The following is a 22,805-nucleotide window of genomic DNA, read 5'->3' as shown; positions in this document are numbered from 1 at the left end:
GCCCACCGAAACTCGCTTGGGACACTGGCCGAAACTCATCAAATCCCCGAAACGCCAAAACCCGCTCTGACACTGGTCAGAGCGGGTTTACTACGTCGGGCTGACAGGATTTGAACCTGCGACCACTTGACCCCCAGTCAAGTGCGCTACCAAGCTGCGCCACAGCCCGCGACACTGCCGGGATCACCGGCAGCCGTCGAAATGCTACAGCAGCGAGTGCCTGCAATCCCAACCGCGTCGCCGTCGGTGGTCGTGGGTATGAAGAAGGCGTGACCCCAGTGGCTCCGACGACGCGCGACGACACTCCTCTTTGGCTCTTCGCCGACCAGTTGGGGCCCGCGATGTACGGCGGCGAGCATGCCCACCGCGAGGTTCTGCTCGTCGAGGCCACCTCCGCCCTCCGGAAGCGGCGTTACCACCGACAGAAGCTGCACCTGGTCCTGTCCGCACTCCGGCACGCCAAGGACGACCTCGGCGACCGCGCCACGCTCGTCGAGGCCGACACCTACACCGACGCCCTCGAACAGTTCGGCCGACCAGTCCTCGTCCACCAGCCGACCTCACATGCCGCCGAGCGGTTCGTCCAACGCCTTCAGCAGCAGGGCCTCGTCACCGACGTCCTGCCCACCCCGATGTTCGCGTTGCCGCGCAAGGACTTTCAGCAGTGGGCCGGCGATCGGACCCGTTTCCGCATGGAGGACTTCTACCGCGACCAGCGCCGCCGCTTCGACGTCCTGATGGACGGCCGCGAACCCGTCGGCAACCGGTGGAACTACGATGAGGACAACCGCGAGTCCCCACCCAAGAAGCAGAAGACCCTCGGGCTGCCCAAGCCCTACCAACCGCGCGAGGACGACGTCGACGACCAGGTGCGGCGCGACCTCGACGCCATGGACCTCGACACCGTCGGCGTCGACGGCCCCCGCTTGTTCGCCGTCACCCCCACCGAGGCCAAGCGCGCGCTCGAGCGGTTCGTCGAACACCGACTGCCCCTGTTCGGCCGCTACGAAGACGCCATCATGGGCCAGGACTGGGCCATGTCGCACTCGCTGCTGTCGGTCCCCCTCAACCTCGGCGTGCTGCATCCCCTCGACGCGGTCGAGGCCGCCGAGAAGGCCTACCGCGACGGGCAGGCACCGCTGGCCGCCGTCGAGGGCTTCATCCGCCAGATCCTCGGCTGGCGCGAGTACATGTGGCACCTCTATTGGCACTTCGGGCCGAAGTACACGAAGAACAACGCCCTTGGCGCGCACCAGGATCTACCCGACTGGTGGACCAACCTCGACGCCGACGCCGTCACCGCCGAATGCCTGAAGCACGCCTTAGGCGGCGTCCGGGACCGCGGCTGGAGCCACCACATCCAACGCCTCATGGTGCTCGGCAACCACGCCCTGCAGCGCGGCTATCGGCCCGACGCGCTCACCGAGTGGTTCGCCACCGCCTACGTCGACGGCTTCCGGTGGGTCATGCCGACCAACGTCATCGGGATGTCTCAGCACGCGGACGGTGGCCTGCTCGCCACCAAGCCGTACGCCTCGGGTGGCGCATACATCAACAAGATGAGCGACCACTGCGGCGACTGCGCCTACGACCCGAAGAAGCGACTCGGGGACGACGCCTGCCCCTTCACCGCCGGCTACTGGAACTTCGTGCACCGCAACCGCGACATGCTCGCCAAGAACAACCGCACCCAACGCGTCGTCGCCAACATGGACCGGCTCTCCGACCTCGACGCCGTGCTCGAACAGGAAGCAGATCGCCAAAACTTCTAGCCGTCGCGCCTACGATCGAGACATGTCCGACGACCTCGCGATCACCGACGTTCCCTTCACCCACGACCCATGGGTGGCCTCCCGCAACCGGTATGACGCGATGCCCTATCGCCGCGTGGGAACCTCGGGTTTGCTGCTCCCCGCGATCTCGTTGGGCCTTTGGTACAACTTCGGCGACAACCGGCCGTTCGACGTCATCCGGCAGGTGCTGCGCCACGCCTTCGACCGCGGCATCACCCACTTCGACCTCGCCAACAACTACGGCCCGCCGTACGGATCGGCCGAAGAAAACTTCGGCCGGATGATGCGCCGCGACTTCAAGCCCTACCGCAACGAGTTGCTGATCTCCACCAAGGCCGGCTGGGACATGTGGCCGGGACCCTACGGTCAGCTCGGCAGCCGCGCGTACCTGTTGGCGAGCCTGGACGAGTCCCTCGACCGCATGAGCCTGGACTACGTGGACATCTTCTACTCCCACCGCATCGACCCGGTGACTCCGCTCGAGGAGACCATCGGCGCCCTCGACACTGCGGTGCGGGCGGGCAAGGCGCGCTACGTCGGCATTTCGTCGTACTCGCCCGCCAAAACCGCCGAGGCGTCGGCCATCGCCGCACGCATGGGCACGCCACTGGTCATCCATCAGCCGTCGTACTCGCTGCTGAATCGGTGGATCGAGGGCGGCCTGACCGACGAGCTCACCAAGGCGGGCATGGGCGCGATCGCGTTCACCGCACTCGGCCAGGGCCTGCTCACCGACCGCTACCTGGAGCGGGCGGCGGGCGACGTCGACCGCGCCACGGCGCGTCCCACCTTCGACGACGACTTGGTGACCGACGAGGTCCTCGGACAGTTGCGGGGTCTCGCGGCCATCGCGAAGCGTCGTGGTCAGTCGTTGGCGCAGCTGGCGCTGGCCTGGGTGCTCCGCGACCCCGCGGTCAGCTCGACACTGATCGGCGCCTCCAGCGTCGAGCAGCTAGACGAGAACCTCGGCGCGCTGGACAATCTGGAGTTCACGGCTGACGAGCTGACCGAGATCGACCAGTACGCCTCGGACTCGGGCATCGACCTGTGGCGGGAGAGCTCCGACGTCTAGATGGCGAGCAGGCGGTACAGCCCGATCAGGCCGACGATCACGATGATCACCCGCAGCGCGTTGGGCGACAGCCGCCGCCCGTAGTGGGCGCCGAGGAATCCGCCGAGCAGTGAGCCAACGGCGATCAGGCCCGCAGCGAGCCAGCTGATCCGGTCGAACGCGACCAGCGTGTACGCCGCTGCGGCGACGACGTTCACCAGCAGCGACAGCAGGTTCTTGGCGGCGTTCATCCGCTGCATCGACTCGGGTAGCAACGCGCCCATCACGCCGATCAGCAGGATGCCCTGCGCGGCGGTGAAGTAGCCGCCGTACACGCCGACCGCGAACGTCCCCAACACCAGCAACGCCATCCGCCCGGTTGAGATCGGCGCTGCCTCGTCGGACGACCGCTTCTTGGCCCACGCCTGGATCCGGGGGCCGAGCACGACTAGCAGCAGGGCACCGATGAGGAGCACGGGCACGACCGCGACGAACACCTTCTCCGGCAGGTGTAGCAGTAGCCACGACCCCAGGACCGCGCCGAGTAAGGACCCCGGGATCTGCCACTTCAGCCGGCCCCACTGGCCCTTCAGTTCGCGGCGGTAACCCCAGGTGCCCGAGATTCCGCCTGCCACCAGGCCGACCGCATTCGACATCGTGGCGGTCACCGGCGGGTAGCCCAGCGCCACCAGCGTCGGGAAGGTGATCAGGGTGCCCGAGCCGACGACCGCGTTGATCGCGCCGGCTCCGACACCCGCCAGGGCGATCAGGATCATGTGGGCGACGGACACCCAGCGACCCTATCGGGCCGGGGTCGACGCGCCGTCAGCGAGCGTCGTCGACCGTCTCGGCTTCGAGTGCGTCGGGGACGAACGTCGGCGCCTTCGACAGCTTCCACGCGAGGTACACGAACGACGCCCATGCCACGACGATGGTGGCGTAGATCAGCGTCGACCACGGCGACGTGACGTCGAAGTAGTGGACCAACTTCTGCGAGTTGGTCAGGACGATGACGCCGCCGACCGCGGTGCCAAGCAGCGCGGGGCTGACCCGGCTCACCAGCCAGGCCGCGAAGGGCGCCGCAATGACGCCGCCGATCGCCAATCCCAACACCACCGGCAGGTTGTCGAAGAACTCCTCGCGAAGCCCGATGAGGAACCCGACCGACGCCGACACCGCGACCAGGAACTCCGACGCACTCACCGAGCCGATGACCGTGCGTGGCGCCGTCTTGCCCTGCGACAGCAGCGTGCTGGTGGTGACCGGACCCCAGCCACCGCCGCCGGACGCGTCGATGAAGCCGCCGAACAATCCCAGCGGCGCGAGGAACTTGGCGCCGTGCTTTGTCGTGCCGACCTTGACCGCGGGCGGGTTCTTCAGTGAGAACCGAAGCAGGACGTAGACGCCGATCGCCAAAAGGATCGCCGCCATCACCGGCGCCGCGTCCTCGGTCGACAACGACGACAGCACCGTCGCGCCGAGGAACGCTCCGACCGCACCCGGGACGCCGAGCCGCAGGACCAGTCCCCAGTCGATGTTCTTGAACTTCCAGTGCGAGATGCCCGACGCGAAGGTGGTGCCCACTTCGGCGAGGTGCACCGCGGCGCTGGCCTGGGCCGACGCGACGCCGCTGAGAACCAGCAGCGTCGATGCCGTGACGCCGAAGGCCATGCCGAGCGCACCGTCGACTAGCTGGGCGCCGACGCCGACGAGGGTGAAGATGATGAGCGAACGCACGAGGTCCGACTACTTTCGATCAATGGCACCAAAGATGTGCCACAGGGGTTGTGGACGCGAATCAACCGCGCGTACAACACCATTCGTCGAAAGCGATGAAACGTCGTGAAGGCCAGAACGGCTCCAGCGCGAACGCATGAGAGGGCGCGGTCCGGAAGGCCAAATCAGCCATCACCACTCCCCTCTCATTCGTGTTGCATTCAGCATACGCACAGGTCGAGCGTCAGCGCTTCTTGTGACCCTGGGCGCGCTTCTCCCGCACGCGGACGTTGATCTTGATGGGGCTGCCCTCGAACCCGAACTTCTCGCGAAGCTTGCGCTCGATGAAGCGCCGGTAGCCCGCCTCGAGGAACCCGGAGGTGAACAGCACGAAGGTCGGCGGCCGCGCAGTTGCCTGGGTGGCGAACAGGATCTTGGGCTGCTTGCCACCGCGCACCGGCGGCGGCGTCGCGGCGACGAGTTCCTTGAGGAACGTGTTGAGCTGACCGGTGGTGATGCGCTTGTCCCACGAGGCGAGCGCGGCCTCCAGGGCGGGCACCAGCCTCTGCACCGCACGTCCGGTCTTGGCGGAGATGTTCACCCGCTGCGCCCACTGCACCTGCTCGAGGGACAGGTCGATCTCGCGGTCCAGCAGGTAACGCCGGTCCTCGTCCATCAGGTCCCACTTGTTGAACGCCAGCACGACGGCCCGGCCCGCCTCGATCACCATCGAAAGCACCCGCTGGTCCTGCTCGGTCAGCGGTTCCGACGAGTCGATCATGACGACGACGACCTCGGCCGCGTCGATCGCGCCGTGCGTGCGCACCGACGCGTAGAACTCGTGGCCGCTGGCCTGGCCGACCTTGCGGCGCAGACCGGCGGTGTCGACGAAGCGCCAGGGCTTGCCGCCCAGTTCGATCAGCGAGTCGACGGGGTCGACGGTGGTACCGGCGACGTCGTGCACCACCGACCGTTCTTCGTCGGCGAGGCGGTTGATCAGCGAGCTCTTGCCGACGTTCGGCTTGCCCACCAGCGCCACGCGCCGCGGACCGCCCGTGCCGGACCCCATCTCGGAGACCTCTGGCAACACCTCGAGGACGGCGTCGAGCAGATCGGCCACACCGCGGCCGTGGATCGCGCTGACGGGGAACGGCTGCCCCAACCCGAGGGACCACAGCAGCGCGGCTTCGGATTCCATCTTCTCGTTGTCGACCTTGTTGGCCGCCAAGAAGACCGGCTTGCCCGACTTCTGCAGTCGCTTGGCGGCGGCCTCGTCGGCGTTGGTCGCACCGGTGACCGAGTCGACCACCAGGATGATCGCGTCGGCGGTGCGCATCGCGACGGTGGCCTGCTCGGCCACCAGTTGCTGCAGACCCTTGGCGTCCGGTTCCCAGCCGCCGGTGTCCTGCACCATGAACCGGCGTCCCAGCCAGTTCGCGTCGTAGGACACCCGGTCGCGGGTGACGCCGGGGATGTCCTGCACGACGGCCTCACGACGGCCGAGGATGCGGTTCACCAGCGTGGACTTGCCGACGTTGGGCCGTCCGACCACCGCGACGACGGGCGGCGGGGCGAACTCTGCCTCCAGATCGCCGACCTCTACGCCCTCGGGCGGCAGTTCCCAGTCACCCTCGTCGGTCCAGGTACCGTCGGCCTCGACGCCAATGTCGCCGATGTCACCAATGTCGTTGTCACTCATTGCTTTACACTCTGTTCTTGTCGAGCTCGCTCGACCAGGTCGAGAAGACATGCCACGGTCTCGGACTGAGACATGTCACTGCTGTCGACGACGATCGCGTCGTCGGCCGCGCGCAGGGGCGACACGGCACGGGTGGAATCCAGGTGGTCGCGGCGCAGCACGTCGGCCAGCACCGCGTCGTAGTCGCCGGGCAGGCCGGACTCGACGTTCTGATCGTTGCGGCGACGGGCCCGCTCTTCTGGCGAGGCCGTCAGGAAGACCTTGAGGTCGGCGTCGGGGAGCACGACGGTGCCGATGTCGCGGCCCTCGACCACGACGGCCACCGTGCCGTCGGCCAGTTCGCGCTGCCGGTCCACCAGTCGGGTCCGCACCTCGGGGACGGCGGAGACCGCCGAGACCGCCTTGGTCACCGCGTCACCGCGGATCTCGACCGAGACGTCCTCTCCCCCAAGAAAGTACAAGTCTTCGTCGGGGTCGAAACCGACGGCCAGGTCGACGCGCGACGCCAACTCGGCCACTGCCGCGGCGTCGTCGAGGTCCAAACCGGCGCGCAGAACGGCCAGCGTCACGATCCGGTACATGGCACCGGTGTTCAGGTAGCGCGCCTCGAGGGCCCGCGCCAAACCCCTTGAGACGGAGGACTTTCCGGTACCGGCCGGCCCGTCGATGGCAACGGTCAGGGGGGCGCTCACATCCCCACCGCCTTGTAGAGTTCGCCAACCTCTTTGCTCGTCAGAACCCGGATGCTGCCGGGCTTCTGCTCACCGAGGGTGACGGTGCCGATGTCGGTGCGGACCAGGTCGGTGACGGGAAAGCCGACCGCGGCCAGCATCCGTCGCACGATTCTCTTACGCCCCTCGTGCAGCGTCACCGTCACCAGTGACTTGCCGGGCACCGTGTCGACCATCGCGAAGTCGTCGACGTGAATGGGGCCGTCGTCCAACTCGATGCCCGCCTTCAGCTTCTTGCCGAGGCCACGCGGCACCGATCCGACGACCGTCGCCAAATACGTCTTGGGCACCTCGTAGGACGGGTGCATCAGACGGTGGGCGAGCTCGCCGTCGTTGGTCAGGATCAGCAGCCCCTCGGTGTCGGCGTCCAGCCGGCCAACGTGGAAGAGCTTCTTGGTGCCGCGGACGCGATACTCCACCAGGTCGCCGACGCAGGGCCTGCCCTGGTCGTCGGACATCGTCGAGTGCATGCCGCGCTCTTTGTTGATCGCCAGGTACACCAGGGTGTCGTCGCGCCGGATCTTCACGCCGTCGACGCGGATCTCCGCGTTGTCGGCGTCGACCCGCGTGCCCATCTCGGTCACGATGTGTCCGTCGACCTCGATCCGGCCGTCGCGGATCATGCGTTCCGCCACGCGGCGGGAGGCGACCCCCGCTTGGGAGAGCACCTTCTGCAGTCGGGTGCCTTCGTCTTCGTCGGCCATGTCAGTCCTTGTCCACGTCGAAGGCCAGCGGTTGATTGTTGGGCACCACACCGAGTTTTACGAACCTGGGTTCGTCGGCCAATGACTCGGTGATGTCGTCGATGTTGTCGATGTCTGGGAGAAGCGGAGCGATGTCGGGCAGATCCGCCAGCGTGGACAGGCCCAGCCGCTCGAGGAACAGCTCGGTGGTCGCGAAAGTCGTTGCGCCCGTGTCGGAGTCGGTACCGGACTCGGTGATCAGCCCGCGGGCCAACAGGGTGCGCATGACCGCGTCGCAGTTGACGCCACGCACGGCGCTGACCCGCACCCGGCTCACCGGCTGCCGGTAGGCGACCACGGCCAGCGTCTCCAGTGCGGCACGCGTCAACTTGGAGCGGGTGCCGTCCAGCAGGAGCCGCTCGACGAACGGCGCGTACCGGGACCTGGTGTACATCCGCCAGCCACCACCCGCCTCGCGCAGGTCTATGCCGCTCTCGCGGGCGGTGAACTCGTCGGCCATCAGGCGCAACTTCGCCGCCACCCGGTGGGCGGGCTGGTCGACTGCCGTGGACAGTGCGTCGACGGTCACCGGCGTGTCGACCACCAACAAGAGTGCCTCCAACACGGCACCGAGCTCCGAGTCCTCCATGTGGGGCTCGATCGCAAGGTCGACCCCCAGATCGGAGGCAAAGTCGGGTTCGGGACGGTCTTCGGTCATCTGCGTATTTCTCACTCTTCCACCGCCGTCGCCAGGTATTCGCTGGTCGGGCGATCCCCGGTCCACGAAACCTGCAGCACTCCAAGCGGTTCTGGCTGGTCAAATGCTACCGCGTTGGCACGGAACAACTCCAACAGCGCCATGAACCGCCCGACGATCTCGATCGTCGCCCCGCAGTCGGCGACAAGGTCGGAGAACGACGCCCACTCCCCGATCCCGCGTTCTTCGAGCATGCCCAGCAACAGGCGGGCCTGCTCGGGCACCGACACTCCCTGAACGTGCAGGTGGCTCAGGCCGACCGTCGGGACCGGCCGTGGGGTGAAGGCCGACGCGGCGATCTGAGCGAAGGCGTCGGCGTCCACACCCAGCATGACCTCGGGTAACAGGTCGGAGAACTTGTCTTCGAGGGACACCAGTCGTGGGTAGCTGCGCAGCGCGGCGGCCTCGAGTTCGCCGAACATCACCGCCACGTGCTTGTACGCGCGGTATTGCAGCAGCCGGGCGAACAGCAGGTCGCGAACCTCGAGCAGCGCGAGGTCTTCCTCGTCGTGCACCTCACCGGCGGGCAGCAGTCGGGCTGCCTTGAGGTCGAGGAGGGTGGCGGCAATCACGAGGAACGCCGTGGTCTCGTCGAGCGCAAACTGGCGACCGATGTGTTTGGTGTAGGCGATGAAGTCGTCGGTGACCCGGTGCAGTGCGACCTCGGTCACGTCCATCCGGTGGGCGAAGATCAGCTGCAGCAGCAGGTCGAACGGACCCTCGAAGTTGCTCAGACGGACCTGAAACCCCGTCTGCGGTGCCTCCTCCGGTGCAGGCGAGCTCACGCGCCGAACCGGTCGATGACCTCACGCGCCAACGACCGATACGCCTGTGCACCAGTGGATTTGGGCGCCCAGGTGGTGATGGGCTCACCGGCGACGCTGGTCTCGGGGAAGCGGACGGTCCTGGTGATGACGGTGTCGAACACCAGATCGCCGAACTGCTGCAGCACCCGCGCCATCACCTCACGGGAGTTGACGGTGCGCGGGTCGTAGCGGGTGATGAGGATTCCGCCGATGTCCAGCTTCGGGTTGAGACGTTCCTTGACCTTGGTCACGGTGTCGGTCAGCAACGCCAGTCCACGCAGCGAGAAGTACTCGCACTCGGTGGGGATGATGACGCTGTCCGCGCAGGCCAGCCCGTTGACCGTGAGCAGGCCCAGGGACGGCTGGCAGTCGATCAGCACGTAGTCGTAGCGGTCGAGTATGGGGTGCAGCGCCCGGGACAGCGAATGCTCGCGGCCGACCTCGTTGACCAGCTGAATCTCGGCCGCGGACAGGTCGATGTTGCTCGGCACCAGGTCCATGCCCTTGACGCGGGTCTTGATCAGCACGTCTTCGACCGACACCCGCGGCTCGATCAGCAGGTTGTGCACCGTGTGGTCGAGCTCGTAGTGCGGCACGCCGAGGCCGGCGGACAGCGCACCCTGCGGGTCGAGGTCGACCAGCAACACCCGACGGCCGTACTCGGCGAGGCTCGCACCCAGGTTGATGGTGGACGTCGTCTTGCCGACGCCACCCTTCTGGTTGCACATCGCGATGACCTTGGCCGGGCCGTGCACGCTCCGGGGCTTTGGTTCCGGGATGAACCGGGGAGGACGGCCCGTGTGGCCTACTGCTTCCGACACGCCAGAGCCGTCGGGGGTACCAGCGTCGTCGGTCACTCGGGACCGCCGCCGGTCAGGCGTCCTTCGGGCTTGGCGAACATCGCTTGGAGTTTAACTCCGGTGAAACGCTCCGGACGCCAGACCCGCGCGGTCGGCTAGAAGAGCTTGTTCCGCTTGGACCGCTGGGACTCCGCGATCGCCCTGGCAATCCGTGCGGCCACCCGCTCGGCCTGCGTGGAGGTGTAGCCGATCAGCGACGGCCGCGACCACATTCCGAGGAACCACAACCCCGGCTCGGCGGCGACGTCACCGCCGACCATCGGGGTCCCGGCGTCGGTGAGCACGCCAAGCTGGCCGACGAGCGGCTCCAGCCCGGTCCGGTAGCCCGTGGCGGCGATCACCACGTCGGCGTCGAGTCGGGTGCGGTCGGTCAGCACCACCGAGGACGACTCGAACGCGGTGACCGCGGCGACCACCTCGATGGCACCGTCGCGGACGGCGTCGACGACCTCGGGGTCGACGATCGTCGGCGCCGCGTGCAGGCGGTGGGCCCGGCTGAACGGACCCTCCCGGGGTATCGGCAGGCCGAACTCGCTCAGATCGCCGAAGGTGGCCAGCCTGGCGCGCCGCGCCACCGCGTCGGCCAGCCGCGGCGGCAGATGGAACAGCGGCCGTGAGACCACGTCGTTGGGTCGTCCGCCTGGCCCCGTCCGCGGCATCACGTTCGGCGGGGTGCGCACCGACAGCCACACCTTGGCGGCGCCACCGGTCGCCAGGTCGTGCGCGATCTCCAGGCCCGACGAGCCGGCGCCCACCACCAGCACCCGCTTGCCCGTGAACGGACGTGGACTTCGGTAGGCCGACGAGTGCAGAACCTCGCCGGGGAACGACGCCGATCCCGGCCAGTCCGGCAGCACCGGCGTGTGGAGGTAACCGGTCGCCACGACGACGTGCGCGGCGCCAACGATCCCGTCCGGGGTCAGTACGCCCCACCCGCTTGGCTTGCGCCGGACCACCCGCTCGACGGGAGTGTTCAGGCGCAGCTCGACGCCTCGCTCGCCGGCGTGCTCCTCGAGATGGGCGACGACCTGCTCGCGGGTCGGAAACATGGGAGTTCCCTTGGGATACGGCCGTTTTGGCAGGTGCGAATACCGGTGGCCGGTGTTGAGCCGCAACCGGTCGTATCGCGATCGCCACGCCGCGCCGACCCCGTCGCCGCGCTCGAGCACCACCGAGGGGATCGACAGGTCGCTCAGACACAGTGCGGCAGCCAGGCCCGCCGTCCCGGCACCGACGACGACCACCTGATTCTCGGGTGCCGACATCCTCAGCGCGCCCGCGGATGGGCGCCGGCCCACACTTCGCGCAGTGCGCTGACGGTCACCAGCGTGTAGATCTGCGTGGTGGTGACCGACGCGTGCCCGAGCAACTCCTGCACGACGCGGACGTCGGCACCGCCCTCCAACAGGTGGGTGGCGAACGAGTGCCGCAGCGTGTGCGGTGACACCGACCCCGAGATGCCCGCCCGTTCGGCGGCGTCCTGCAACACCTGCCAGGCGCTCTGCCGCGACAGCCGACCGCCGCGGGCGTTGAGGAAGATGGCCGGGGTGCCCTTGCCGCGGCGCGCCAGGTCGGGGCGGCCGCGGACGTAGTAGGCCTCCAGCGCGCTGACGGCGGGCCTGCCGATCGGCACCAGTCGCTGCTTGCCGCCCTTGCCGCGCAGCAGCACCGACCGCGACTGCACGTCGACGTCATCCACGTCGAGGCCGACGGCTTCGGAGATGCGGGCGCCGGTCGAGTACAGCACCTCGAGAAGCGCTCGGTTGCGCAGCGTCAGCGGGCCGTCGGTTTCACTGTCACCCCCGGCGCCCTCCAGCAGCGCGACGACGTCGTCGAGGCTGATGCTCTTGGGCAGTCGGCGGGTCGGAGTCGGCGGCTTGACCGCACGGGCGACGTCGACGGGGGTGAGCCCCTCGGCGGCCGCGAAGCGGTGAAAGCCGCGGACCGCGATGAGGGTGCGCGCCGCCGACACCGCCGACAGCGGCGTGGTGCCGAGGTCTTCGTCCCCGACTCGCAGTGACACCAGGAAGTCGGTGACGTGCTCCTCGGTGACCGCTGCGACGTCGTCGACGCCCCTGGCCGTCAGATGAGCGGCATAGCGGCGCAGGTCGCGCCGGTACGAGCTCAGCGTGTTGGCGGCCACCCCGCGTTCGATGGTGAGGTGGTCGAGGTAGCCCCGGAGCTGGTCGTTCAAGGCGCCCAGCGCGGTGGTCACCCGTTGGTCCGCCGTGCGGCGAACCTCGTCGGCTTGTCGCGCCACGGCGCGTCGACCGGGCGCAGCTCCCGAACGTCGCGGTCGACGGCGTTGGCGGCCAGAATGCCCGACACGGCAAGGGAATTCACGACGTCGCCGCTGAGCACCATCTCGACCGCGTCGGCGAGCGGGAACCACTTCAGCTCGAGGTCCGCCTCTTCGTCGTGCGCTTCGGGTCGCCCGACGTCGGTCAGACCGGTGGCGAGGTAGATCCGGACGGATTCGTCGCTGAATCCCGCCGCCGAGATCACGTCGACCAGAACGGCCCAGTCTCTGGCCGTCAGCCCGGCTTCCTCCTCGAGTTCGCGTGCCGCACCCAGCTGCGGGGCCTCGCCGCCGACGTCGAGAAGGCCGGCGGGCAGCTCCCACAGCCGGCGTCCCACCGGATGGCGGTACTGATGGATCAACGCGATGTTGTTGTGCTCGTCGAGCGCGACGATGCCCACGGCACCAAAGTGTTCGACCACCTCGCGCCGCGCCGTCCGGCCGCCCGGCATGGCCACCTCGTCGGCGCGCAACGCCAGGATCTTCCCGACGTAGACGGTCTCACTGTCGACGGTGGTGAACTCGTGGTCAGCCACGGGGTGCAGGCTCTGACAGCTCGGCACCGTTGGCACGTTGCGTGGCGAGCTCGACCGGAAGGCGTTCGGCGGCCTTGTAGTCGAGTGCCGCGCCGACGAACGCGACGAACAGCGGGTGCGGGCGGGTGGGCCTGCTCTTGAGCTCGGGGTGGGCCTGGGTGCCGACGAGGAAGGGGTGAACCGCCGAGTCGTACTCCACGAATTCGACGAGGTGACCGTCCGGTGAGGTCCCCGAGAACCGCAACCCGCTCTCCGCGATGCGGTCACGGTAGGAGTTGTTGACCTCGTAGCGGTGCCGGTGACGCTCGGACACCCTCGTCGACTCGTAGGCCCTGGCGACGATCGAATCCTCTTCCAGCACTGCGGGATAGGCGCCGAGGCGCATGGTGCCGCCGAGGTCGGCCTCACCGGCCACGATGTCCTGCTGGTCGGCCATCGTCGAGACCACCGGATCCGGCGTCTCGGGGTCGAACTCCGCGGAGTTGGCGTCGTCGATGCCGACCGAGCGGGCCGCCTCGATGACGATGCACTGCAGGCCGAGGCACAGCCCGAGCACCGGGATGCCGTGCTTGCGCGCGAACTTGATGGCTCCGAGCTTGCCCTCGATGCCACGGATGCCGAACCCACCGGGGATCAGCACGGCGTGGACGTCGTTGAGCGCCAGTGCCGCCTTTGGATCGGTCTCGCAGTCGTCGGAGGCGACCCACTGGATCTCGACCTTGGCGCGGTGCCGGAACCCGCCGGCCCGCAGCGCCTCGGCCACCGACAGGTACGCGTCGGACAGGTCGATGTACTTGCCCACCAACGCGATTCGCACGGTTTCCTGCGGCTCGTGCACGCGGCGCAGCAGGTCGTCCCACTCGGTCCAGTCGACGTCGCGGAACGGGAGGTTGAGCCGCCGCACCACGTACGCGTCGAGTTCCTCGCGGTGCAGCACCTTCGGGATGTCGTAGATCGACGGTGCGTCGGGGGTGGAGATCACGCCGTCCACGTCGACGTCGCACATCAGCGCGATCTTGTTCTTGAGCGGCTCGGGCACGTCACGGTCGCAGCGCAGGATCAGCGCGTCGGGGCTGATGCCGATGCTCCGCAGCGCGGCCACCGAGTGCTGCGTCGGCTTGGTCTTCAATTCGCCGGACGGCGCGAGGTACGGCACCAGCGACACGTGCAGGAAGAACACGTTGTCGCGGCCCACCTCGTGGCGCACCTGCCTGGCCGCTTCCAGGAACGGCAGCGACTCGATGTCGCCGACCGTGCCGCCGATCTCGGTGATGACGACGTCCGGGCGTTCGCCTTCGGCGTCCGGCTCGGCCATCGCCAGGATGCGGCGCTTGATCTCGTCGGTGATGTGCGGGATGACCTGAACGGTGTCTCCGAGGTACTCGCCGCGCCGTTCCTTGGCGATCACCGTCGAATACACCTGGCCGGTGGTCACATTCGCCGATCCCGACAGATTGCGATCCAGGAAGCGCTCGTAATGTCCGACGTCGAGGTCGGTTTCGGCGCCGTCCTCGGTGACGAAGACCTCACCGTGCTGGAACGGGTTCATGGTGCCCGGATCCACGTTGAGGTACGGATCGAGTTTCTGCATCGTCACGCGAAGGCCGCGTGCGGTGAGCAACTGACCGAGGCTGCTGGCGGTAAGACCCTTACCGAGCGAGGACGCCACACCACCACTGACGAAGAGATGCTTGGTCGTGGCCTGTGGGTGCCTACGTAACGGATTCGTTCGGCTGAGCAAGGGGGCGACCTCCGTGGCGAATGGCTTGGGGCCTGCCGACCCACGGAAATTCACCCTAACACCGACGGCGACAACTGGTGACTGACGCGCCGATCGACTGCTACTGAGCGAGTGTGACGGACGACGCACCGCGCCCGATGCCGTACTGACCCGGCCGGCCGCCGTCGGCCATTTCCTGCAGCCCGAGCACCGCGGTGATGCGTCCCGACGGCCGCTCGACGTCGTCGACCGTACCGACCGCGTTGGTGAGGCTGGCGTCGGATCGGACCACCGAGACGGCGCCGGTGCCGGTCGCCGAGCCGTCGCGCCCGGCGAGCAACGTGCCCGCGCCGTGGGGCGCCAGACCTGCGGCGAAGCGTGCGACGGTCGCGCCCTGGTTGCCCGCGTCGTCGGCCAAACCGCCGCCCGTGACGACCAGGGCGGTGTCCGCGGGCCCGATTCGATCGGTGCCGTAGGTGAGGAAGCCGGTGTCGCGAAGCGCCACCAGCACGCCGTCCCGCTGCGCGTCGTCGACGGCGGGGGCGTTCTGGTCCTTCCCGGTCAGCAGCGCGATGCCGAGCAGATCACCGGCTTGGGTGCCCTGGTCCACCGAGGTGGTGCTCAGTTGGCGGCCGGCGGGCACGATCGGCGAATTGATGACCGACAGCAACTTCTCCGAGGAATTGGCGTCGACGAACTCCTGCGTCAGCGTGATCGTCCCCGTCACCACACCGCCGGCCTCCTCGACGAGCCTCGACAGCGCAGCTACGTCGTCCTCACTGGCGTCGGGAGTCCGGAACATCACCGTCGACTTGCCCTTCATCGCGTCACGGATGATCCGCGGCGACATCTGGGCGTCGAAGTCATTTGCCGCACTCAGCTTTTCGTTGAGGACGTTCTTCTCGTCGGTCAGCCCGTTGATCTGGTTTTGCATCTGGGCCTTGTCGTCCTTGAGACCCGCCAGCAACGTGTTGGACAACAACCCCGACCCCAGGGCTACGCCGATCGCCAAGGCGAGGAAGACCGCCGCCAGTGAGATTGCGTGTGAGCGTAGGGAAATCACGAAACCTCCGAAAGACGTGACGGGCGACGAGTCAGGTGACCAGGCCCTGCACCCACAGCGAGAACTGATTCCAGTACTGGGTGACCCATTCGATGACGACGGCGTCGGCGCGTGACACCCAGAGGGCGGCGATGACGGCGATCAGCATGGCCAGCACCAGCAGCGCGATGGCGCCACCGGACACGCGGCTGCGGTAGAGCGTTGCGACGGCCTTGGCGTCGACCAGCTTCTCGCCGACCTTCAGCCGCGTCAGGAACATCGACGGGTTGCTCTGCTGACGTGAGCGGTCGAAGAACTCCTCGATGCTGGCGTTGTGGCCCGCGGTGACGATGAGGGAGGCGCCGTGGTGATCACACAGCAGCATCGCGAGGTCGGCGGCCGAGCCGGCGGCCGGGAACGTCATGGCGCCCACCCCGAGATCCTGGATGCGCTCGAGGCCCTTGGCGTGGCCGTCGGCGTCGGCCGGCAGCACCACCTGGGCGCCGGACCGCAGCACCTCGACGCTCATCTCCTCGGGGTCACCGACGATGAGGGCAGGCCGGTGTCCCGCCCTGCGCAGCACGTCGGCGCCGGAGCCCACGCCGACCAAGACCGGCTGATACTCCTTGATGAACGGCTTGAGCGCCTTGAGGTCCTCGGCGGCGTCGGCCTCGTCGGCGACGATGACGACGTGCCTGCGGTGCAGGTCCACGTCGATGTCGGGGATGCCCATGCCGTCGATCAGCAGCGGGCTTTCACTGCGGATGAACTCGATGGTGTTGCCCGCGAACGCTTCGAGGTGCGCGACGAGACCGCTCTTGGCCTCGTGCATGAGGTCGTGGATCTCTTCGTCGGTGCGCTCGACGCCCAGCGCGAGGCGTCGGTCACCGGAGTAGACGCCGCCGTTGTGCAGGCGCACCTTGCTGCCGTCCTTGATCTTCTTGAAGATCTCCGGACCCGCCTCGTCGACCAGCACGACGCCGTTGGCGACGAGCACCTCCGGGCCGAGGTTCGGATAGCGACCCGAGATCGAGGGCGACGCGTTGACCACCGCGGCGACGTTGGCCTCGACCAGCGCGTCGGCCGTGATGCGGTCCAGGTCGAGGGCGTCGATGACGACGATGTCGCCGGGTCCCACGCGTCGGAGCAGGCGGTCGATGTCGCGATCGACGCGGGCCGTACCGGTTACGCCGGGTCGTGAGCCGGCATTACGCGAGAGAAGCGCTGACATCTTCATGGTGGGATTCTGTCGGGCAACCCTCAAGTTGAGGTGGAGGCGCGCCGTATCACCAGCCTCAGAAGTTACGTTCTGTCACATCTGCAACACGAACGCGTGGGCGGTTCCGTCTCGAATCCCCTACTCGGCGGCTTCCTTTTGCGCCCCTTCGAGCAGTTCGCGCGCATGTGCCCGACCGCTGTCGGACTCCCCAAGCCCGGCCAACATCCGCGCCAGCTCGCCGACCCGGTCGTCCTCGTCGAGGCGGCGCACCTCGCTCGACTTGGCCTTGCCAGACCCGCTGTCGACGACCAGGTGCACGTCGGCATAGGCCGCCACCTGCGGCAGGTGCGTCACCACGATGACCTGATGCGTGCGGGCCAACCGCGCCAACCGACGGCCGATCTGCACCGCCGCCCGTCCGCCGACGCCGGCGTCGACCTCGTCGAAGACCATCGTCGTGCCCTCCGCCGACGCGGCCAGCACCACCTCGAGGGCCAACATCACCCGGGACAGCTCGCCGCCGGATGCGCTCTTGGCGAGCGGCAGGGCGTCGGACCCGGAATGTGGCGTGAAGCCGAACTCGACGGCGTCGACCCCGTCGTGGCCGGCGTGCACCACCGCACCCGAGGTCAGCGTCAGCGGGGCCGAGTCGTCGGCCCTGGCCAGCAGCGGACCCACCGCGATGCTGAACCCGGCCCCCGACATCGCCAGCCCGGCGAGCTCGGTCGTCACGGCCTTGGCCATCGCCTTGGCGGACTTGGTGCGCACCTTGGTGACGTCGGCGGCCGCCGCGACGACCTTGCCCTCGAGTTGGTCCACCTTCTGCTGCAGCGCCGCCAGTCCCTCCTCGGAGACGTCGAGCTGCGCCAACCGGCCGCGGGCGTCCTCCGCCCACGCCAACACGCCGTCCACGTCGGCCGCGTACTTGCGGGTCAGGTTGCGCAGCTCGCCCTGACGCGCCAGTTTGCCCTCCAGAGTGCTTGCGTCACTGGGCAATTCGGCCAGGAAGTCGCCGAGCTCACCCGTCACGTCGCCGACGACGGCCAGCGCCTCGCCGAGCCGGTCGCCCAGCGTCCGAAGGGCGGCGTCGTCGGTGGCCTGCAGAGCCGTCTTCGCCTGGCCGATGCCGTCGACCGCCGACACCGCCCCCTGCACCGGCTCGTCCAGCTCTCCGGACAGGGCGATCCGCGCGGTTTGGGCCGCATCGCGCAGCGCATCCAACTCGGACAGACGGCGGATGTCGGCCACCAACGACTCGTCCTCACCGAGCTGCGGGGCGACGGCGTCGATCTCGCCGAGCCCAAACTGCAGCCGGTCGGCCTCCAGCGCCAACTCGCGCGCCCGCTGCCTGCGGTCGGTCAGATCCCGGCGCAGGGTCAACCACTCCTCGCGATGCGCCCGATACCGCGCCAACGGGGCGTCGACGTCGGCGAAACGGTCGAGCGCCGACCGCTGCTCGTCGGAGCGCATCAACCGCAGCTGGTCGTTCTGCCCATGCAGCGCAAGGAGTTCGTTGGTGAAGGTGCTCAACGACTTGGCGGGCACACTGCGCCCACCGAGGTAGGCGCGCGACGGACCGTCACGGCTGACCGAACGAGCGGCGATGACGCTGCCGTCGTCGTCGCGGTCGGCACCGGAGGAATCCAGGATCTCGTCGATCCGCTCGGCGACGGCGCCCTCGAGTTCGGTCGTCGTGAAACGACCTTCGACGACGGCCCGTTCAGACCCGGACCGGACCCGACTGGCGTCCGCGCGGGCGCCACCGAGCAGGTGCAAGCCGGTGACCACCATGGTCTTGCCCGCGCCGGTCTCCCCCGTCAAGACCGTGAGCCCACGGTCGAATTCGGCGGTGGCGGACCTGATGGCGCCGAGTTCGGCGATGCGGATCTCAGCGAGCACTGTGTCCCCGCCAGCCGGTGACCGGCAACTGGAACTTGCGTACCAATCGGTCGGTGAACGGGGCGCTGTCCAACCGGATCCACCGCAACGGAGTCCCACACCGAGTCACCTCGAGCCGGCCACCCGCGGGCACCACCATCTCGCGGCGACCGTCACAGAACACCATGGCGTCGTACCCGGTGGCCTCGACCTCGATCGCAATGGACGCGTCCGGGCTGGTCACCATGGGCCGCGCGAACAGGGCGTGAGCGTTGTTGGGCACCACCAGAATCGACTCGAGATCGGGCCACAGAATCGGGCCGCCAGCAGAGAACGCATACGCGGTGGACCCGGTCGGGGTCGACACCAGCACGCCGTCGCACCCGAACGCCGAGACCGGGCGACCGTCGACCTCGAGGACGACGCCGAGTACCCCCAGCCTGGGGCCCTTCTCGAGGCTGGCCTCGTTCAACGCCCACCCGCGCTGCTTGATCTGGCCGTCCACGCGCACGACGATGTCGAGCGTCATCCGATTCTCGACGCTGTAGTTGCGGGTGATCACCTGATCCAGCACGGTGTCGATGGCGCCGGCCTCTGCCTCGGCGAGGAAGCCGATGCGGCCGAGGTTCACCCCCAGCACCGGGATCTCGACGTTGCGGGCGAGTTCCGCGGCCCGCAAGAACGTGCCGTCACCGCCGAGCACGAGCACCATCTCGCACCCTTCGGCGGCGCGCTCGTCGGCGTCGACCACCTGAATCTCGGTGCCGATGGTGTTCACGACCGAGGCGCTGCTGGGCAACGGCTGATGCTCGACCTGCTCGGCGGCGAGCACTCGTAGCCCGATTCCGTTGGCGCTGAGCACCTTCTCCACTCGACGAGCAGTCTCGGTGGCCTCGTCACGTCCGGTGTGGACGACGAGCAGCACCTGGCGTTCGCAGGTCATTGTGGCCCTTCTTCGATCGCTCGACGCACGGCGCTCTCCAGGGACTCGCCAAGGAGTGGACGGTCTGTCTGCGCACGCAGGCGCAGGAAGAATTCGACGTTGCCGGACGGCCCGGGAAGCGGGCTCGACGTGACGTCGACGGTCTGCCAGTCGAGTTCGGCGGCTCTGCGCGCGACCGACAGCACCGCGTCAGCTCTGATCTCGGGATCCGACACGACACCCCCCGGCCCCACGCGCGCCTTGCCAACCTCGAACTGTGGTTTCACCATGGGAACGATATCGGCGCCCGCCGACGCGCAAGACACGAGCGCAGGCAACACCGTCGCCAACGAGATGAACGACAGGTCGGCGACCACCAGGTCGACGGGGCCTCCGATGAGGTCGGCGGTCAGCGCCCGCACGTTGGTGCGCTCCATGACCACCACGCGGGAATCGGAACGCAACGGCCACGCCAGTTGGCCGTAGCCGACGTCGGCGGCCACCACCTGCCCCGCGCCACGATCCAACAACACCTCGGTGAAGCCACCGGTCGACGCGCCGGCGTCCAGGCAGCGGCGACCCTCGACGGGTACGTCAAAGGCGTCAAGGGCGCCGATCAACTTGTGCGCGCCGCGCGACACCCAACTCCGCTCGGCGGCCCCGGTGACGGTGAGGTTCGCGTCGGGGGTGACTGCGGTCGCCGGCTTCGCGGCCGGCATGCCGTCGATGCGGACCCGACCGGCACCGATCAGTTCCGCCGCTTGCTGGCGGGACCGTGCCAGACCACGTCGGACCAGCTCGGCATCAACGCGAGCGCGCCGAGTCACGTGTGCTTACCTCTCGACTGATTCCAGCGCCCGAACCAGCAGGTCGTGTGCCTCTTCCAGGCTTGCCGCGATGCGTTCGACGTCGACGTGTTCGGCGTCGTCGGCACTCGGATCGGGCAGGTCGGCGAGCAATGCCGCGACCATGGCGCGGATCTGGTCGGGATCGGTCGTCATCTCGACCTTCACGCTAGCTGATCGGACGAACCTGCCAACGACCAGCGTTCCAGTGCTTCATGTGCTGTGTGGTCCCCGCCGAGGATGGCGAACCGAACTCCGTCGACGCTGGAACCCCAGACGGTGCTCGCGACGGCGCGCACGATGCTCAACGGGTCCTCGGCGTCGCGGCCGGTCCAGTACACCGTGACGTCCTGCGGGCCGACCTCCACGCGCCACGACGGATGCGGCGCCACGCGCAGTGTGGCGCTGTCGGCGTTCAGCGACCGCAGATCCGCGGCCAAGTAGTTCGGCCGCTCGGCGGCGTCGGCGTAGATCATGTCGGCGACCGAGCTGACGCCGGTCAACACCAACATGCTCGGCAGGCCGGCGGCGTTGGCGCCGGAGATGTCGGTGTCCAGTCGGTCCCCGATCACCAGGGGGCGTTCGAACTCGCCGCGGGCCAGCGCGTCGAGCAGCAGCGGCGGCTGTGGCTTGCCCGCCACCTGCGGTCGCTGATCGGTCGCGGTCTCCAGCGCCGCGACCATCGACCCGTTGCCCGGCAGCAGACCGACTTCCGACGGAAGGGTGCGATCCACGTTCGCCGCCACCCACAGCGCACCGTCGCGGATGGCAAGCGCGGCCTCGGCGAGGTCGGCCCATCCGGTCTGCGGCGAATGGCCCTGCACCACCGCGTCGGGCTTGTCCGCGAACTTGCGGACCGGCTCGAGACCGACCTTGCGGACCTCATCCGCCAAGGCCTCGGTGCCGATGACGAGAACCTTTGACCCGGAAGCCATTTGGGCTGCCAACAGTCGCGCAGCACTCTGCGCGCTGGTGACGACGTCGTCGGCCTTGGCGTCGAAGCCCATCGCGACGAGATTCTTCGCGACGTCGTCGGAACCGCGCGACGCGTTGTTCGTCACGAACAACGTGCGGGGCCGGACGGTCGCGAGCGTCTCGACCGAACCTTCGGTGGGCTGCTGCCCGCGGAAGACCGTGCCGTCGAGGTCGAGCAGCAGACAGTCGTGGAGCTCTGCAAGTGTCGTCACGTCAGCTCAGCTCAGCTCGGTGATTCGTTCGTCGGCGTCGGTGACGCCGTCGACGTCCGCCGCCTCGGCGTTGATGAACCACTGGAGCGCTTCGTCGTTGCGACCCAGCGCGAGAAGGGTGTCCGCGTAGGCATAGAAGAGCCGTGTCGCAGTCAACCCCGTTCGCTCTGGATCCAGCGGAGGCGACGACAGCACTGCCAGCGCCTGCTCGTGCTGACCGAGATCCGACCGGGCACCCGCGACGACGATCCGCAGTTCGTCGGCGTCGTCACCGGTGAGTTCCTCGGCCTCGGGGGTGTGGGACAGATCGATCGCGCGCTGAGGACGGCCCACGCCGCGCTCGCAATCCGCGATCAGCGCGAGCAGCGGCGACTTGCTGCCCATCCGTCGCGCGGTGCGGAACTCCGAAAGCGCCTGAGCCCAATCCCCGCAGTGATAGGCCGCGATGCCGACGGCCTCGCGCACGGCGGCGATCCGGCCAGAGCGCGTCCGCGCGGCCTGCGCATGCTTCAACGCCAATTCTGGATCCACGTCGAGGAGGTCGCCGGCCGCGACCAGATGCTTGGCCACGTAGTCGGCGGTGGCCTTGTCCAGGGTCATCAATTCCCCGCGAACGTCCGGGGCCAGTTGCTTGGCCTCGACGTCATCGGGGATGGGAGGTGCATCCTTGTCGGAACGAGGATCCTGGGACGGCGAACGCGGTCGGCGCGGCCGATCGGGGCCGCCGGATCGCGGTGCCCCGCGACGATCACCGAAGCCGGAGCCGGGTGCAGAGCCACGGCGGGGATCCGAAGAACCCCGTCGCGGTGCGCCGGCGCTGGGAGTACGCCGAGGCCGTTTGTCGTCGCCTCCGCGTTGCGTGTCCTGGGCCACGTTGCCTTCCCTGTTCTACTCGCCGTCTCGCAAAGGATACGGCGACATTCGATGCCGCGCGACGATTGCCCATTTGAACGACAAGTCGCTGAAATGCCTAAGGCCCCCAATGTTATTGGGGGCCTTAGGGCTTAAAGGGTGTTCGGCGGTGTCCTACTTTTCCACCCGAAAGGGCAGTATCATTGGCG

At 68.2% G+C, this 22,805-nt stretch carries 22 protein-coding genes and 1 tRNA gene; 2 read left to right on the top strand and 21 right to left on the bottom strand.

Annotated elements, in window-relative coordinates; genetic code table 11:
* Nucleotides 1-95: 95 nt before the first annotated feature.
* Nucleotides 96-169, bottom strand: a tRNA-Pro gene (locus ASD37_RS30290).
* A gap of 100 nt (nucleotides 170-269) precedes the next feature.
* Between ASD37_RS30290 and ASD37_RS30285 the strand changes: the two genes are divergently transcribed.
* The gene (locus ASD37_RS30285; RefSeq protein ID WP_056560898.1) at nucleotides 270-1,772 is read left to right on the top strand and encodes a cryptochrome/photolyase family protein; all 1,503 of its coding nucleotides are present in this window, start codon (nucleotides 270-272) and stop codon (nucleotides 1,770-1,772) included.
* A gap of 22 nt (nucleotides 1,773-1,794) precedes the next feature.
* Nucleotides 1,795-2,865: an aldo/keto reductase gene (locus ASD37_RS30280; protein ID WP_056560895.1), complete on the top strand. Its 1,071-nt coding sequence runs from the start codon at nucleotides 1,795-1,797 to the stop codon at nucleotides 2,863-2,865.
* Here ASD37_RS30280 and ASD37_RS30275 read toward each other — a convergent pair.
* The 20 genes from ASD37_RS30275 to ASD37_RS30180 form a co-directional block, all read right to left on the bottom strand.
* A complete protein-coding gene (locus ASD37_RS30275) occupies nucleotides 2,862-3,635 on the bottom strand; it encodes a sulfite exporter TauE/SafE family protein (protein WP_056560892.1) in 774 nt (257 codons plus the stop codon). The two genes, ASD37_RS30280 and ASD37_RS30275, sit on opposite strands and share 4 nt — an antisense overlap.
* A gap of 34 nt (nucleotides 3,636-3,669) precedes the next feature.
* On the bottom strand, nucleotides 3,670-4,581 hold the full coding sequence (locus tag ASD37_RS30270) for a sulfite exporter TauE/SafE family protein (RefSeq protein WP_056560889.1): 912 nt from the start codon (nucleotides 4,579-4,581) through the stop codon (nucleotides 3,670-3,672).
* Between the two features lie 223 nt (nucleotides 4,582-4,804).
* Nucleotides 4,805-6,259, bottom strand: coding sequence for a ribosome biogenesis GTPase Der (gene der, locus ASD37_RS30265; protein ID WP_056560886.1), 1,455 nt, complete (start codon nucleotides 6,257-6,259; stop codon nucleotides 4,805-4,807).
* The gene (cmk, locus tag ASD37_RS30260; protein ID WP_056560883.1) at nucleotides 6,256-6,951 is read right to left on the bottom strand and encodes a (d)CMP kinase; all 696 of its coding nucleotides are present in this window, start codon (nucleotides 6,949-6,951) and stop codon (nucleotides 6,256-6,258) included. The genes der and cmk overlap by 4 nt, the downstream gene beginning before the upstream one ends.
* On the bottom strand, nucleotides 6,948-7,694 hold the full coding sequence (locus ASD37_RS30255) for a pseudouridine synthase (protein ID WP_056560879.1): 747 nt from the start codon (nucleotides 7,692-7,694) through the stop codon (nucleotides 6,948-6,950). Before ASD37_RS30255 ends, cmk begins: the two co-directional genes overlap by 4 nt.
* A gap of 1 nt (nucleotide 7,695) precedes the next feature.
* The gene (gene scpB / locus ASD37_RS30250) at nucleotides 7,696-8,391 is read right to left on the bottom strand and encodes an SMC-Scp complex subunit ScpB (protein ID WP_056560877.1); all 696 of its coding nucleotides are present in this window, start codon (nucleotides 8,389-8,391) and stop codon (nucleotides 7,696-7,698) included.
* An 11-nt stretch (nucleotides 8,392-8,402) separates the two neighbouring features.
* Nucleotides 8,403-9,215: a segregation/condensation protein A gene (locus tag ASD37_RS30245; RefSeq protein WP_056560874.1), complete on the bottom strand. Its 813-nt coding sequence runs from the start codon at nucleotides 9,213-9,215 to the stop codon at nucleotides 8,403-8,405.
* Nucleotides 9,212-10,093 (bottom strand): ParA family protein, encoded by an 882-nt coding sequence (locus tag ASD37_RS30240; RefSeq protein ID WP_056560871.1) that lies wholly within the window; start codon nucleotides 10,091-10,093, stop codon nucleotides 9,212-9,214. Before ASD37_RS30240 ends, ASD37_RS30245 begins: the two co-directional genes overlap by 4 nt.
* A gap of 98 nt (nucleotides 10,094-10,191) precedes the next feature.
* Nucleotides 10,192-11,361 carry an NAD(P)/FAD-dependent oxidoreductase gene (locus ASD37_RS30235; protein WP_056561134.1) on the bottom strand — a complete coding sequence of 390 codons (1,170 nt, stop codon included), beginning with the start codon at nucleotides 11,359-11,361 and terminating at the stop codon, nucleotides 10,192-10,194.
* 2 nt (nucleotides 11,362-11,363) lie between these two features.
* Nucleotides 11,364-12,299, bottom strand: coding sequence for a site-specific tyrosine recombinase XerD (gene xerD, locus ASD37_RS30230; protein ID WP_200960042.1), 936 nt, complete (start codon nucleotides 12,297-12,299; stop codon nucleotides 11,364-11,366).
* Nucleotides 12,300-12,307: 8 nt separating this feature from the next.
* Nucleotides 12,308-12,931 (bottom strand): NUDIX hydrolase, encoded by a 624-nt coding sequence (locus tag ASD37_RS30225; RefSeq protein ID WP_056560868.1) that lies wholly within the window; start codon nucleotides 12,929-12,931, stop codon nucleotides 12,308-12,310.
* Nucleotides 12,924-14,672, bottom strand: coding sequence for a CTP synthase (locus ASD37_RS30220; protein ID WP_056561129.1), 1,749 nt, complete (start codon nucleotides 14,670-14,672; stop codon nucleotides 12,924-12,926). The genes ASD37_RS30225 and ASD37_RS30220 overlap by 8 nt, the downstream gene beginning before the upstream one ends.
* Before the next feature lie 100 nt (nucleotides 14,673-14,772).
* On the bottom strand, nucleotides 14,773-15,714 hold the full coding sequence (locus tag ASD37_RS30215) for a copper transporter (RefSeq protein ID WP_056560865.1): 942 nt from the start codon (nucleotides 15,712-15,714) through the stop codon (nucleotides 14,773-14,775).
* A 31-nt stretch (nucleotides 15,715-15,745) separates the two neighbouring features.
* Nucleotides 15,746-16,930: a putative cytokinetic ring protein SteA gene (gene steA / locus ASD37_RS30210; RefSeq protein ID WP_056560861.1), complete on the bottom strand. Its 1,185-nt coding sequence runs from the start codon at nucleotides 16,928-16,930 to the stop codon at nucleotides 15,746-15,748.
* Nucleotides 16,931-17,050: 120 nt separating this feature from the next.
* Entirely contained in the window at nucleotides 17,051-18,811 is a 1,761-nt protein-coding gene (gene recN, locus ASD37_RS30205) for a DNA repair protein RecN (protein ID WP_056560858.1), read from the bottom strand.
* The gene (locus ASD37_RS30200; protein WP_056560855.1) at nucleotides 18,801-19,733 is read right to left on the bottom strand and encodes an NAD kinase; all 933 of its coding nucleotides are present in this window, start codon (nucleotides 19,731-19,733) and stop codon (nucleotides 18,801-18,803) included. Before ASD37_RS30200 ends, recN begins: the two co-directional genes overlap by 11 nt.
* Complete coding sequence (locus tag ASD37_RS30195) at nucleotides 19,730-20,539, bottom strand: TlyA family RNA methyltransferase (RefSeq protein WP_056560852.1); 810 nt, start codon at nucleotides 20,537-20,539, stop codon at nucleotides 19,730-19,732. Before ASD37_RS30195 ends, ASD37_RS30200 begins: the two co-directional genes overlap by 4 nt.
* A gap of 6 nt (nucleotides 20,540-20,545) precedes the next feature.
* Nucleotides 20,546-20,713: a hypothetical protein gene (locus ASD37_RS30190; protein WP_198952130.1), complete on the bottom strand. Its 168-nt coding sequence runs from the start codon at nucleotides 20,711-20,713 to the stop codon at nucleotides 20,546-20,548.
* A gap of 8 nt (nucleotides 20,714-20,721) precedes the next feature.
* A complete protein-coding gene (locus ASD37_RS30185) occupies nucleotides 20,722-21,744 on the bottom strand; it encodes an HAD-IIA family hydrolase (RefSeq protein WP_056560846.1) in 1,023 nt (340 codons plus the stop codon).
* Between the two features lie 6 nt (nucleotides 21,745-21,750).
* Nucleotides 21,751-22,617 (bottom strand): tetratricopeptide repeat protein, encoded by an 867-nt coding sequence (locus ASD37_RS30180; RefSeq protein WP_082570498.1) that lies wholly within the window; start codon nucleotides 22,615-22,617, stop codon nucleotides 21,751-21,753.
* Between the last annotated feature and the right edge of the window lie 188 nt (nucleotides 22,618-22,805).

The organism is Mycobacterium sp. Root135 (genome assembly GCF_001426545.1).
GTDB lineage: Bacteria > Actinomycetota > Actinomycetes > Mycobacteriales > Mycobacteriaceae > Mycobacterium.
This window is presented reverse-complemented; position numbering and strand designations above follow the sequence as displayed.

What these genes read in the sequence shown, in the direction of transcription:
- steA (WP_056560861.1), bottom strand. Translation starts at nt 16,930, where the DNA reads ATGAAGATGTCAGCGCTTCTCTCGCGTAATGCCGGCTCACGACCCGGC.
- ASD37_RS30255 (WP_056560879.1), bottom strand. Translation starts at nt 7,694, where the DNA reads ATGGCCGACGAAGACGAAGGCACCCGACTGCAGAAGGTGCTCTCCCAA.
- scpB (WP_056560877.1), bottom strand. Translation starts at nt 8,391, where the DNA reads ATGACCGAAGACCGTCCCGAACCCGACTTTGCCTCCGATCTGGGGGTC.
- der (WP_056560886.1), bottom strand. Translation starts at nt 6,259, where the DNA reads ATGAGTGACAACGACATTGGTGACATCGGCGACATTGGCGTCGAGGCC.
- ASD37_RS30280 (WP_056560895.1), top strand. Translation starts at nt 1,795, where the DNA reads ATGTCCGACGACCTCGCGATCACCGACGTTCCCTTCACCCACGACCCA.
- ASD37_RS30200 (WP_056560855.1), bottom strand. Translation starts at nt 19,733, where the DNA reads ATGACCTGCGAACGCCAGGTGCTGCTCGTCGTCCACACCGGACGTGAC.
- ASD37_RS30235 (WP_056561134.1), bottom strand. Translation starts at nt 11,361, where the DNA reads ATGTCGGCACCCGAGAATCAGGTGGTCGTCGTCGGTGCCGGGACGGCG.
- ASD37_RS30190 (WP_198952130.1), bottom strand. Translation starts at nt 20,713, where the DNA reads ATGACGACCGATCCCGACCAGATCCGCGCCATGGTCGCGGCATTGCTC.